The organism is Corynebacterium ulcerans (assembly GCF_000767685.1).
Classification (GTDB): Bacteria; Actinomycetota; Actinomycetes; order Mycobacteriales; family Mycobacteriaceae; genus Corynebacterium; species Corynebacterium ulcerans.
Genome location: NZ_CP009622.1, coordinates 171521 through 185022, shown reverse-complemented (window position 1 = coordinate 185022; position 13502 = coordinate 171521). Strand labels below are relative to the sequence as shown.

Below are 13502 nucleotides of genomic sequence, written 5' to 3'. Positions count from 1 at the left end.
GCAGGAACTACTCCTGCCCACTTCTTATCTCACTCAGCCACTCCTCATGCAACCGAGTTTCACCTGCCGACTCCGGGTGAAAAGCATATGCATGTATCAATCCCTGCTTCACTCCCACCACGCGCCCTGCCACCTGTGCAGTCACCTCGACGGCTGATCCCCACGAGATGATCTCCGGCGCCCGGATAAAGGACACATCGGCTTCTATCTGATCAAATACGCGTACTTGGGTATCAAAGGAGTCGGTCTGCCGGCCAAAAGCATTTCTTCGCACAACCGCATCCAAGCATCCAAGACTGCGCTGCCCAGGGGCAGGATTGTCCACCTGCCCTAGGTAAATCAGTCCCGCACAGGTAGCAAAAACTGGCAGTCCTTCCTCTATCGCGTGGGCAAGCGGTACCGCCAAGCCCAAGGAGCGAGCTAGTTTGTCTATCACGGAGGACTCGCCACCGGGTATCACTAGCCCTTCAATCCCTTCGAGGTCTTGAGGCACGCGCACGCGACGCGTCTCTACTCCGAGTTGGGATAAAACCTCGATGTGCTCAGCAAAACCGCCCTGAAGCGCCAGAACTCCGATTACCATCCGCGTTCTGCAAGCCGGTGAGGTGCGGGAACGTCCGCTACGTTGATGCCTACCATGGCTTCGCCCAATCCACGCGAGACTTCAGCGAGGGCCGCGGGGTCGTCGTATAGCGCGGTGGCTTTAACGATGGCTGCGGCGCGCGCGGCGGGATTGCCGGATTTGAAGATTCCGGATCCCACGAACACACCTTCGGCACCCATCTGCATGACGAGTGCGGCGTCGGCAGGCGTTGCCACGCCCCCGGCCACGAACATGACGACGGGAAGCTTGCCCGTTTCGGCGACTTCCTTGACCAGATCATAAGGTGCCTGAAGCTCCTTAGCTGCCACGTAAAGTTCATCGGCATCCATGCTGCGCAAACGATTAATATCGCCGCGAATGGTCCGCAGGTGTTTGACGGCCTCGGAAACATCACCGGTACCGGCCTCGCCTTTGGAGCGAATCATCGCAGCGCCTTCGGTGACTCGGCGCAGTGCCTCCCCAAGGTTGGTAGCGCCGCACACAAACGGCACTGTGAAATTCCATTTGTCTATGTGGTTGGTGTAGTCGGCGGGGCTAAGGACCTCGGATTCATCGATGAAATCAACTCCCAGGGACTCAAGAATCTGAGCCTCTACAAAATGTCCGATACGGGCTTTCGCCATGACCGGGATGGAGACTGCGTTGACGATTCCCTCGATCAAATCGGGGTCGCTCATCCGGGCAACCCCACCTTGCGACCGGATATCCGCTGGAACGCGTTCGAGTGCCATCACTGCCGACGCCCCCGCGTCCTCTGCAATGCGGGCTTGCGCGGGCGTGACCACGTCCATGATGACGCCGCCTTTGAGCATATCTGCGAGACCGCGTTTGACGCGGGTAGTTGCTGTAGAAGTTGTTGTTTCAGTCATGGGTTCCATCCAAGCCCACAAAAGTGGTCTACTGCCAGATCCAAATAATGCGTGTTGCACTAGATCACTTTTCGAAAGAGAATAAGCACATGCGATCCGAACTAGTCACCCAGCTCTCTATCACCGTGGACCCGTCGTCATCGCAACCGCTCCCAGTTCAAATCACCTCGCATATCCGCTCTTTGGTGTCCCAAAGAATCATCGCGCCCGGCGACCATATTCCCAGCTCACGCACGCTAGCCGCCCAGCTAGGGGTCTCCCGGGGAACAGTCGTGGCCGCCTACGAACAACTCACCGCCGAGGGATACCTCCTTGCGTCGCATGGATCAGGAACCACGATTAATCCTCAGCTCGCGGCCTTGCAATCCCCGCCACCCCCAATCAGCCACACCCCCAGGCACCCCTCCCCTCCTCCGCTTCTCAATCTGGAACCCGGCATCCCCGACACTGCCACGCTTGCCGATTCCTCCTGGCGCGCCGCCTGGCGTGCCGCATGCTCAACGCCGCCGGCGGTATCCGATCCTCTTGGGCTACCCCAGCTCCGCATGGAAATCGCCGAACACCTGCGCCATATGCGCGGCCTCATCGCAGATCCCGAGCAGATTGTGGTCACGGCCGGGGCTCGCGAGGGACTCAGTCTTCTGCTCACGTCTTCCCAGCGCCGCCTGACTATCGGTGTGGAATCACCCGGATATCCCAGCCTCCGGCGTATACCTCATGCGCTGGGACATCGCACAAGCGACCTTCCCACCGACACCGAGGGTCTCAACCCCGCTTCCCTCCACGATGGCCTCGACGCGGTGCTGGTTACCCCGAGCCACCAGTACCCGCATGGCGGCTCGCTCTCTGCCGCACGACGCACAGCGCTCTCCGCGTGGGCCAGTGACACGGATTCCCTTATCATCGAAGATGATTTTGATTCCGAACTTCGATACGTCGGCATGCCTCTGCCAGCTCTCACTGCCATCAACCCCGAACGCGCTGTCCTTTTGGGCACATTCTCCTCGGTCATCGCCCCGCAGGTGGCCACCGGCTATCTGGTCGCCCCACCCCATATCGCGAACACCTTGCGCGACTTACGCGCCGCGCTCGGCCAGCCAGTGAGCGCGATTACCCAGGATGCGATTGCTCGCTACCTTGCCACAGGAGCGTTACGACGCCGCACCCAACGACTTAGACGCATCTACCGGCGCCGACGCGAAATGGTGTCCGCAAAACTTGGCCACCTCAACTCCGCAGAATTAAGCCCCATTGATGGCGGCCTCCACGCGGTCCTCTCCTGTCAGCGCCCCGAGGCAGAGGTTATAGCGGATTGCGCTGACCGTGACATTCATATCGTTGGTCTCTCCGGCTATTGGGGAGGAACCGATGAAAACTCTGTACCCGGCGACAACGGTGTCGTCTTTGGCTTCGGGTCACATGACGATCAGACCCTGATAAAAGCCCTCGATGTACTAGCTGCAGTTGTGGCGTAGGCCAGAAGATTCAGCAATCTTCCAGCGTAAGACCTTCACCTTCATCTGAATATTGGATGAAGGTTTCCCAGGCAGCACCCCATGCGATAGAGATGCAAGCCCGCATAGTTTTGCAAAGCGAAGCTATTTTAGATATATCTAATCTAAGCTTAAATTTAGTTAAATTTAAGCTTTATTAAACACGATATACAGACAAGGTTTTCATGCACTTTAGTACCACAACATCCCGTTTTTACGCGGCCACGACCGCCGCCACTGTCCTAGCAATCGCGTCACTACACCCCGCGGCAGCTTCTGAGCAGCAGAGCAATACCCTTACCAGCACGACCATGCTTCCCACACAGGCAAAAATCACAAAGACTTTTACCGTAAGCAGCACCAAAGGAACAGCCCGTACAGACCGCGGAAGCAATTCCATATTTGTACGGCCGGGCGACACCATTTCAGTCAAAATTGAATCACAAGGTGGGAAAACAGACTTCAGCGAGCTTACGGAATTTGTTCCTTCCGTAGGCCGGCTCCACACAGAATCGATTACTTTCAAAGAGGGCAACAGCGGTCCCCATCCACTATCAACAGCAGGCTGGAATGCAACCTCCCAGGCAGATCGCGTGATTTTTAGAACAAATGACGGAAAGCCTAAATCGATCACACTCGATACCACACTGGAGTACTCCTACACCGTAGGAGTACGAACAACCGGAGATCCCTCCACCAGGTTCCAGCTCAGCAATGGTGCCGGCAACCCCGTGCTTACCTCTACAGATGGTCCTAAAATCCGCGTAGAAAGAACCCTTCCCTCCTGGCTTTCAGGATCATTCCCCGGAGCAATCTTTGACAGTCTGACCAACTTGCTGTCGCCAATTTTGCGAGCCTTTAAAATCATATAAATAATTCAGACCCCACTTGTGAATAAGACTTGTGGGGTCTGGCAATTTTTATAATTCAGACTGTTGAACTGGTCGAATACTCAGTTCGTCCAGCTTGTCCCAAACCGGTCCCATCGTCGCATTCGGATCCCGAATGAAATCTGATTCAAAGAATCTCACAAAAATCCATCCCATCCTCTCCAATTCACGCTGCCGAACCAAATCCCTGGTTGCCTGCTCTGGACCATGCCAATAATCTCCATCGCATTCAATTGCAAGTTTTTTATCACCATCGATCACAACCATATCGATCCGATACCCAAGGACATTAAATTGCGGAATAACCTGATAGCCCCGCGAAACAATGAGGTTATAAACCCTCTGTTCAAATAATGAATCAAAGTTCTGATCCCGCTCAGTATCACTAACCTGGGCACATAGCGTCCTTCCATTCTCAGATTCAGACACTTTGTATGCATAGTTAAGAAGCTGGAAGCGCAAATCATTCTCATTTTTCAAATCCTGCAATCGGATTGAATGACATAACACAACTTGATCTTTTGCGCGACTTACCGCAACGTTGTAACGCTGTTTTATATCATCCTTCGTAGCCGGCTGATAGCTCTGGCCCACTCCAGGTGTCCCCTTAACCATGCTCAAAAAGATTACGTCACGCTCCGCACCTTGAAATTCAGAGGGAGTCCCTACTCGTAAATCACGTTCTTCCAAAACCGACGTTTCCAATCGCCGAAGGAGTTGCTCCTGAATATAGGCATGTTGTCCGCTGGAGCTGAGCAATGAAATTACGCCAAAAGTTTTACCATCATAATCTGGGTCCATGGAAGCCTGAACAACTGCGTCGACAAGCGCATCTGCTTCGATTTGATTGATCGATTGACGTTTCCCGGATTCGTATCCTTCAGGAGTATGGATAATACGGAATGGAGGAAGACGATCAGCTCTAACTTCACGCACTGGCTGCAGACGTACGTTATCAGGGGCATAGGCGATCATGTTCGAAAACTCGATAATTTCCGGCACACAACGACGATGCTCCGTAAGAGTGATCTTCCCGCCATAACGCATTACAGCCTCATCAAAAAGCGAACGTGTGGGCTCAACCCACGAAGCACGGTAAGGATCATCCTTAAGGTATTGTTGCGCCAAAATACGTAGTTCATCTTGATCAGTAAAGCTCGTTGGCGACACTTGACGATCATCACCGATAACAACAATTTGCGGTGCTAAGAACTGCAACATGATTGCGCTGACATCTGCTTGGGAAGCTTCGTCAACGATGACAACATCAAACATGTCTTCTTGCAGGTCAAACTGATCCCATACTCTGTGAAGCGGCATAATCCATACTGGCGCAGCCTCACGACACCCATCGAGCGCAATTCTGATATCTCTTCGCCTTTTTTCGGCGTATTTACCAGTCCCTTTACCGAGTTTCTTAACTAGCTGAGAGTACTGAGCCAAATTAGCGCGTATCTGCCCATTAATGCGTTCTTCTCCCAAAGCAAACCGCCACGCGCGATTTGCTGCGAGATGAGAAACGTTCTCCAGAATTCTTTCTTCGATTTCAGCCAGTTCTTTTTGCAAGGATTTCATAGACCGCCCATGGCCTTTTTGAAGGAAAAGGTCCAACTCTTGCCAATCTCGCAGAACAGGAAAGTCAACTATCCGGCTAACCCAGGAATGAGAGCAACCTGGAGCATGAATAAGTTGACTCAGCTCCGATGACCACTCTTGAATTCTTTCATTGAGAGACTCGCGGGTTACGAGCTTACCTACGAGATCCTTTGCATCCATGATCTCACGATGAATTTCTGCATATAGCTTTTCGTTACGATCTATCGCAGCATTTTGAAGGTCTGTAAGGTATACAACTGATATTTGATCAAAACTCTCTTCTATCTCAGGGACTGCACTATCGAGCTCCTGCTGCGCATTTATGATTTGGTCATGTACTAGCTCAAGCGGAGGATACTTCTGGAAGTACTCTAAATTCGCCTCTTCAAAAGGAGCATGTACGGCAGGATCAATTTTGCAGCTAATCTTAGCCAATTCAGATTCGGCTCGACCTAATCGGATTAAAACACCAATACCATCCAGAATCGATGTGAACCTGGAAGCCACAATTGCCGCATTTACTTCGCCAGAAGGTACAGAAGTCGGAAACAAAGCTTCAAGCTTGTTAACGCACCACGAAGCCTGAACATGATGAATGATAGAATTAAAGTCTTGTTGAGACACCGGTGGCATCCCATTAATTGTGACTTCTTGTAAAATTCGTTGATTTTCTTTGAGCTTTTTAGGGCTAAAAAGTCCAACTTTGGGGTTTCCGCTTGCGTCTGTTTTTAAATCCCCTGATTCTGCACAGAACTTTTCAAGTACTTGAGCTGATTGGAAATAAGTATCCGGATCAGATTTAAAAGTCAGACGTGATATTTTCTGGAGAACATCCACATGAGCGTTCAGAGCATCGACAAGGCGCAAACCTTCCTCGTACCTAGATTCCCACGTATGGTTCTGCGTAGCAAAATCATGTCTTATGTCATCTGCATATTGAAAGGAACGGCCCGAGATTTCGGATAATTTTTTCGAAATTTTACCAGTTAAAACAGAGAATCTCTCTTGGTCGTTTTTCTCCAAGTTGAGATAATTGTTGATGGAGTTCTCTGAAAGGCTCTCGGACAAAGCCGAAAATTTGCTCTTCAGAGCGTTTTCCTCTACGCATCGTCGAGAAAAGCTTTCCGGATCCATCACATCGCTAAGTTCGATCTTGGACAGTGACCAAATTCGATCAGAGTTCTCTAGCTGCGGATCTTCATGCAACCGCCGCCACGTTTCAATCTCTGCAGAATCTAAGGGGAATTGATCTGCAGGAATGTTGAAATGACAATCCTTTAACCAGTCAAAACGTTCTTTGTTCTGATTATGGATTTCGGTTAGTTCGCTCTTGGTTCCTGAATATGCACCAAAGGTGTATCTGGTAGTTTCGTGTTCTAAGGTATCGATGAGTTCCTGCGATAGCTTATGGCGCTGCTGTCGGAGCGATTCCAGAATGTTGCTTGTCAGTTTCTCATCCTGTTCAGCCTCATCTGAATCAAATTCATTCGAACGTCGAGAAATAGTGTCGATAGATACACGTAAGTCCGCCATATCTTCAGCACTGCTACCAATTACCGATACGGCCAGTTCACGTACTTCTTCTGGCAACTTTCCACGCAACTCATAGAGGGCTCTTTCAGTCTCTGCTGTAACCAATACGCGCTTACCTTGGGCCAATAGATGCGATAACAATGCTGCAGCTGTATGAGTTTTACCAGTGCCTGGAGGACCTTGCACGATTGTTTGCGCGCTCTTATCCACGTTCTCAAGGATTTTACGTTGCTTATCGTTTAACGGTAGAGGAGAAAAAATCTCATCATCTATTTTGTAAATAGCACCCGCATTAGGCTTCCGCTCACCTACTGACGGTCGGAAGTTAGGATCAACTAGTGGAAGAAAACCTTCAGGTACTCTCTGTGATTCCTCAATCAAATTGGCAATTTTTTGGAATGCTGCCGCTTGTCCCCCACGCTCCCTTTCACGCATAATAAACGCCGGCGACCAGGAAATAACCGGGTATAGCCCTGGCGTCACCGGATTCACTTCTGAAGTAAAAGTACATTTTGACCCAAGGGCATTCGAAGCTACCGAAGCAATCGCTTCAAAAGTATGTGCTTCTGGGAATTCACCAGCCAGTTCTTCACATTGTTTTCGGATCAACTCATTCGAAGTCTCATCCGCAAGCAGTTGAGCAGGTATTGCTTTTAGCTCACAATTCATTGCCTTTTCTGGAGAGGCTAGCTCGAAGAGAATTTCTCCTGTATGAGCATCACGACTAACTTTGACCGGCTGCGTAAATAAATGCCTGTTCACTTCAAGTTTCTCTGGCTGCCACGACAAGAGACCAATGCTCACAACGAGTTCAAACTCATCACTTTGCTGAGTTGACTTGAGAAAAATATCATGGCACTTTTCATAAAGATCTGCGTGTCGTGCCCCAAGTCTCCATTTTGCATGTTCTGCTTCAAAGCGATCAATAGCAAGTTGGTCATTGTGTGGTAATTCAGTTTTTCGTAGCCGGATTCCATCGCGAATGATGGAATCACGAATCTGAATAGGACGTTTCCACACTTCATATTTTCCGTCGATCCACTCCTCAAGATTTTCGGTTATACGTGGGGGATCAACATGGGTAGCTTTTCGAATTAAAAAGAGGAAATTAGTTTCTTCGCCATCCTGTACTGAAGCAGTCGGATCTACCAACAAATCTTGAATGTCAACCTTATCCGCTCCACACAAACGTTCAATCTCAAGCAGATCATTCATCCAAAGCACCATGCCTTTTTCGGCATACTTCTTATAATCTGTGATTGGCGTTTCCCGAAGTAATAACTTTCGAGATAGGAATTCAAAAAGGTTTTGCGCTCTCGCGGCCAGCAAATCTTGAGTCACGGATCCACCCACAAAATCAGACGATAGCTTACAAAAAGATAACCTTATTCTATCGTTAAGAAGCGATGGCTACTTCACCCCTATCTCCCTATAAACTTCACCCCCTCCTGATCATTAATCTCTTTTCATCAAAATTCCGAGCCATAACCGCAGTTCTGGAACTTAAGTATGAAAAGTATAAAATTTAAAGGCGCAGATACTTTTACATCTTCCACACAGAACTTCACTCCGTAAAAGTCGCCATAATAGATTGAACTTATAGCATTAAGTTTATAATTACACCGATCGATAAAATATTAAGCCCCCAGCCAGCCCTCTATTTTTCGACGTCCAGTGACCACACAATCGATTTCTTGCTGCAAATAGGTCCACGGAGTTTGACCTGAATTCGTGCGTTTCTGAGACGTTTGTTTTGCTTCTCCGATAAAATCATTGGCGACAGAGGATAATAACTTACAGTTTCTCCACCATACGTGGTTCACGGTTGGTCAAATTACTTCCGACTCAATAGCTTCCGCCGCATTGCAAGGAGTCAAGAGTTTTCTGAAATTACGTCACTTGCCAATTAATTGTGAAGCTCAAGTAGCTTGCCTGCACAGTTAGTCACCGCCATTTGAGAAAACGGTCGCCCGTGCCGTATTCGCACATAGGTGATCATCTTATCTGCAAAAGTATAGAGGTCTGTTTTCTGCCCGTTCGACTCTTGTTCGGTTTCTGTTCTGCACTAGCTCCAACATCCTGCAACAATGCGCAACAATCCACCAACCAAACACACAAAGAAACCCCAGCCCACACATACCGTGAACTGGGGTTTTAACCGTGCGCCCGGAGGATTCGAACCCCCAACCTTCTGATCCGTAGTCAGATGCTCTATCCGTTGAGCTACGGGCGCTTAGGTGGATTGCTCGACGCGATGCCGTGCAACGGATTTAAACTATACTCCACTGGCATACATCGAACAAAACACCTGCTTAAAGCGAGTATTAGTCGCTTAATCCTGATTAACGGTTAGACAGCTGGAAGGTTGCGCCCTGCGGATCTGCAACAGTGGCGATCCTGCCGAAAGGAGTGTCGACGGGGCCGTCGAGAAGCTGGCCACCCAACTCCTGAAGCTTGCTCACGGTCGCGTCAACGTCAGCGACCGTAAAGTACGTACGCCAATGGCTGGGGATCTCTTCCGGAAGGAAAGAATTTGCCTCGCACATGCCAGCCGTAGCTGCCTCGCCCGGCGCGTTGGCGGCGTAGCGGACTCCGTCGCCTGGCTCGTCGGTAGGCTGTCCGTCTTCGCCGATGTAGCTCAGCTTCCAGCCGGTGACCTTTTCATAGAACGGTGCCGCTGCATCGAAGTCCTTGGTCATAACTTCAAACCAAGCAGGTTGTCCGTTGACTGCTTCGCGGGTGATGCCCGGGAAGTCCAGAGCCTGCCACAGCCCTACCACGCCGCCCGCGGGGTCGGACACGATGGCCATGAAGCCCAAGGACCCTACCTGCATAGACGGGAGGAGGATCTGTCCGCCGGTTTCCAGCGCAGCGGCGAGAGCGACGTCCATGTCATCAACCTTGAGGTATATGGTCCATGCGGTGGGAGCCATCGGGGTCTCGGAACGACCTTCAGGGCCCATGTGGGAGTCCATGGCGCCGCCGACTGGTTCACCTTCCGACAGGATGATGTTGTAGCCACCATATTCTTCGCCCTGGCTATTGAACTCCCAACCGAAAAGTTCCTTGTAGAAGGTTCGTGATCCTTCAAGATCGTGGGTGGAAAGATCGATCCACGTAGGATCACCGTGCAGGATGGGGGACATTGCGCCTCCTAAAAAGCGGCCTCGTAAATGTGTTAGGCCGACTCTACGCGCATAGGACAAGAAAAGCTGCACAACAAAATCCGCTAGATAGAATTAATCCCCCGCAATGAGCCGCAATGCGGTTATACAAGGGATTAAAATTCTTTTTAGCAGGTGGGGTTAGTTCAGAAACACCGTCGCTTTTTCTGCGTCCGTTTCCACACGATCCACGCATTTCTTATTGGTAAAAACCACAAGGGTGACGGGATCGTATCCGGCTGCCCGTACTGCATCAAAATCCACGGTGATCACCGTTTCCCCTTGAGCTACGTCCTGCCCGGATGTTTTGTGGGCCACAAAACCGCGTCCTGCCATCGCAACGGTGTCAAGTCCGATATGAACAAGCACTTCAAGACCTTCGGGAGTCTTGATAGCAAAAGCATGCCCTGTTTTGAACACCGTGACCAGCGTTCCCGATACTGGCGCCACAATATCCACGGAACCTGCGCTTCCCGTTTCTTGTGCAGGTTCAACGGCGAATCCTTGTCCCATCATGCCCGAGGAGAACACTTCGTCGCTGACGGAGCTGAGCGGCAACAAGGGGGCGTCGATAGGCGGAATAACAACGACTTTCTTCTTGGCAAACCCAAACATTATTCGCCCTGTTCACCTTTCAGCGACACTTTTCCGGCCAGCTGTGCGGCGACTTCATCGTAGACAAATTGCACCTGAGGACCGATCACTACCTGCACGTTTTTAGCGCCGGGTCGCATCACGCCGATCACGCCTGCTCGTTTGATCGCAGGTTCATCAACGCGATCAGAATCTCGAACAGTCACGCGCAAACGGGTAGCACAATAATCCACAACGTCGATGTTGCTCGGCCCGCCTAGACCGTCAATAATCTGTGCCGATATCCCAGACGTGGAGGCATCAGCCGTGCTTTCCGACTCCGCTTCCTCCTCGTCTTCCCGCCCTGGGGTCTTGAGGTGCAGAACGCCGATGAGGGTGTAGAAGATACCAAAATACAGCGCAAAGTAGACCACACCCAGGACCAGCAACATCCACCACTGATGCGCCAGCGGGTTCTGCGCGGAAAGGAACATGTCAATAAAGCCCGCAGAGAATCCGAACCCTGCCGTCCATTGGAAGACCGAAGCGATAAAGAGCGACAGGCCAGTAAGAAGCGCATGGACAACATACAAAACTGGAGCTAGGAACATGAAGGAAAACTCCAATGGCTCCGTCACGCCAGTGAAGAACGCAGCCAATGCACCAGCAAGCATCAAGGAGCCAACGACCTTCTTACGCTTAGCTTCCGCGCGTAGATATATAGCCAGCGCAGCACCGGGCAGACCAAACATCATCACTGGGAAGAATCCCGCCTGATACTGGCCGATAACACCCACAACCTGGCACGATCCATCGACCCAGTTGCCGGGGCAGGATGCGGCGTCCGTGGCTGCTTGGGCAGCCTCAATAGTCTTGCCGCCGCCAAGGAATTTACCGATGTCATTAATACCGATCACGTCGAACCAGAAGATCGAGTTGACTGCATGGTGTAGACCAGTGGGGATCAGGAGTCGGTTAATAAAACCATAGATGCCCGCGCCGGCAGGCCCCATGCCCTGAATCCACTCACCGAAGTTAAACAGCACGTTGTAAATGATCGGCCAGACAAAGTACATAATCCCGGAGAGGATTATTGAGAAGAACGAGGTCAGAATCGGAACAAGTCGCCGACCAGAGAAGAAAGCCAAGAAGTCCGGCAACTTTGTCGCGTGGAACTTGTTATACACCCACGCCGCGAGCACACCGACCAGAATGCCAAAGAGCACGTTCTTGCCGCCAATGGCACTCCACCCCTGCGATGCCCATTCCAGGGCAGCATCACCTTCCAGTTTGGTCGGATCACCGATCCCTTTGTAGCTGGCTACCGCTTTTGGCCCTATCAACTGGGTAATCGTGGCAAAACCCACAAAACCTGACAGCGCCGCAGCGCCATTGGAGTCTTTGGCCAGGCCAAAGGCAAGAGCGATGGCAAAAATCCAACCGAGATTATCCAGAATCGCTAAGCCCGATTGAATAAAGATTGCCGCAACTGTGTTGTCCGCTCCCCAGCCGACAGGATCGATCCAATAACCAATACCCATCAAAATGGCCGCGACCGGCAGCACCGCAACCGCCCCCATCAGAGCCTTTCCCAGGCGCTGCAGGGCATTCATAACAGAACCCATCATCTATCCCTTCTCTTAGATTGAGAGATATTTAGTTGTTTTCTTGCGTCCAACCGTGCAAAAACACCGCGAGGAACGCAGCCTCCCCGCGCACGGACGGCGGGAGCTGCGGCTCGTCAGATAAGTCAGCAAGCAAAGCCGCCGCGACCGAATACTCACGCGGTAAAAGCTTTTCGACGCTCGCCAGCAGCACGTTATGGCGCAACTGCTTACGCTGGAGGCGTCGATAAGCCAAGGCCAGCTCCATGGATAGTGCGTCATTTCCGGCTTCCGTGGGGGCGTCGAGTAGCTGGCGAGCTTTTGCAGTCACCCTCCCGATCCGGTTTGCCACCGCGAGCGGTTGTTTCACCGTGCCGCCGGTGCGGGCCGCGTGGAGGTGGAGGGCGATGAACGCGGCTTCGTCGATAGGCAGCACAATCGAATCAAGGTGTGTGTTCAGATAGTTGACCACCAGTTCGGCGGCCGAAAACTCCTCCGGAACCACCGCTTTGATCTCCGCGACGAGGGAGTTACGGATCGTTTCACCCCGCCCGACTCGCTGCACAGCAAAGGACAGATGCTCCGCGAGGATCACATAGACGCTCGGATGAAGCGTGCCCAAAACATCGGCAGCAATGTCAATGCTCGCTGAAATAACCTGACAGGTAGCCCCATCAATGCTGCTCAACCCCTCAAGAAGCGCACGATGTTGCTCACTAATCTCCACGTACTCACGGCTTCCGCCGCCGTGCTCGACATAGTCCCCCGGTTTTTTGGAAAACCCTATGCCCTTCCCCACCAGAATCCGCTCCCCCGCCTCCGAGCAGCTCTCCGCAGCGAGCACAGCATTATTGCTTAGCACGCGGCGAATAATCAGCTCAGGCATAACGGCTGCTCCTCAAGGCTCATATGGCCAACAAAATGCAGGCCACGGTGGACTTAGCGGGGGGGATCATCCGGTCATGCCTGAGGACACCGGCAATGCACCAACACCAACAAAAGTGCACTCTGACCGGCTCAGTAACACCCAGAGGGAAGCTCACCATTACAATAACCCGCCACCCAACTCCTTGGGAACAATTTAGTGATTTTAACGTCAGACAACTGCTGTTTTACAGGATTTTCGACCCTTATTGGGGGCAAAGTTCAGTCACGCAAAAGCACCGAACATCACAA

Annotated in this window: 9 protein-coding genes and 1 tRNA gene; 2 read left to right on the top strand and 8 right to left on the bottom strand. The window is 51.5% G+C overall.

Annotated features, from left to right (window positions below):
• Positions 1-7 precede the first annotated feature (7 nt).
• Positions 8-583, bottom strand: a complete 576-nt coding sequence (gene pdxT / locus CULFRC11_RS00870) for a pyridoxal 5'-phosphate synthase glutaminase subunit PdxT (RefSeq protein ID WP_023634919.1) — start codon at positions 581-583, stop codon at positions 8-10.
• Positions 577-1473 (bottom strand): pyridoxal 5'-phosphate synthase lyase subunit PdxS, encoded by an 897-nt coding sequence (gene pdxS / locus CULFRC11_RS00865; RefSeq protein ID WP_031269863.1) that lies wholly within the window; start codon positions 1471-1473, stop codon positions 577-579. The genes pdxT and pdxS overlap by 7 nt, the downstream gene beginning before the upstream one ends.
• A gap of 89 nt (positions 1474-1562) precedes the next feature.
• On the opposite strand from pdxS, the gene pdxR reads away from it, so the two are divergent.
• The gene (gene pdxR, locus CULFRC11_RS00860; RefSeq protein WP_031269861.1) at positions 1563-2948 is read left to right on the top strand and encodes a MocR-like pyridoxine biosynthesis transcription factor PdxR; all 1386 of its coding nucleotides are present in this window, start codon (positions 1563-1565) and stop codon (positions 2946-2948) included.
• A gap of 203 nt (positions 2949-3151) precedes the next feature.
• Positions 3152-3838: a hypothetical protein gene (locus CULFRC11_RS00855; protein ID WP_023634916.1), complete on the top strand. Its 687-nt coding sequence runs from the start codon at positions 3152-3154 to the stop codon at positions 3836-3838.
• A gap of 48 nt (positions 3839-3886) precedes the next feature.
• On the opposite strand, the gene CULFRC11_RS00850 is transcribed toward CULFRC11_RS00855, so the two are convergent.
• The 6 genes from CULFRC11_RS00850 to CULFRC11_RS00825 all read right to left on the bottom strand — a co-directional run bounded on the left by CULFRC11_RS00850 (position 3887) and on the right by CULFRC11_RS00825 (position 13212).
• Complete coding sequence (locus CULFRC11_RS00850) at positions 3887-8326, bottom strand: PDDEXK-like endonuclease domain-containing protein (RefSeq protein WP_144245010.1); 4440 nt, start codon at positions 8324-8326, stop codon at positions 3887-3889.
• 820 nt (positions 8327-9146) lie between these two features.
• Positions 9147-9218, bottom strand: a tRNA-Arg gene (locus CULFRC11_RS00845).
• A 109-nt stretch (positions 9219-9327) separates the two neighbouring features.
• Positions 9328-10131: a VOC family protein gene (locus CULFRC11_RS00840; protein ID WP_023634914.1), complete on the bottom strand. Its 804-nt coding sequence runs from the start codon at positions 10129-10131 to the stop codon at positions 9328-9330.
• 159 nt (positions 10132-10290) lie between these two features.
• Complete coding sequence (locus tag CULFRC11_RS00835) at positions 10291-10764, bottom strand: PTS sugar transporter subunit IIA (protein WP_014525199.1); 474 nt, start codon at positions 10762-10764, stop codon at positions 10291-10293.
• Positions 10764-12350, bottom strand: coding sequence for an N-acetylglucosamine-specific PTS transporter subunit IIBC (gene nagE / locus CULFRC11_RS00830; RefSeq protein ID WP_230478236.1), 1587 nt, complete (start codon positions 12348-12350; stop codon positions 10764-10766). The genes CULFRC11_RS00835 and nagE overlap by 1 nt, the downstream gene beginning before the upstream one ends.
• A 28-nt stretch (positions 12351-12378) precedes the next feature.
• Complete coding sequence (locus tag CULFRC11_RS00825; protein ID WP_023634912.1) at positions 12379-13212, bottom strand: PRD domain-containing protein; 834 nt, start codon at positions 13210-13212, stop codon at positions 12379-12381.
• Positions 13213-13502 lie beyond the last annotated feature (290 nt).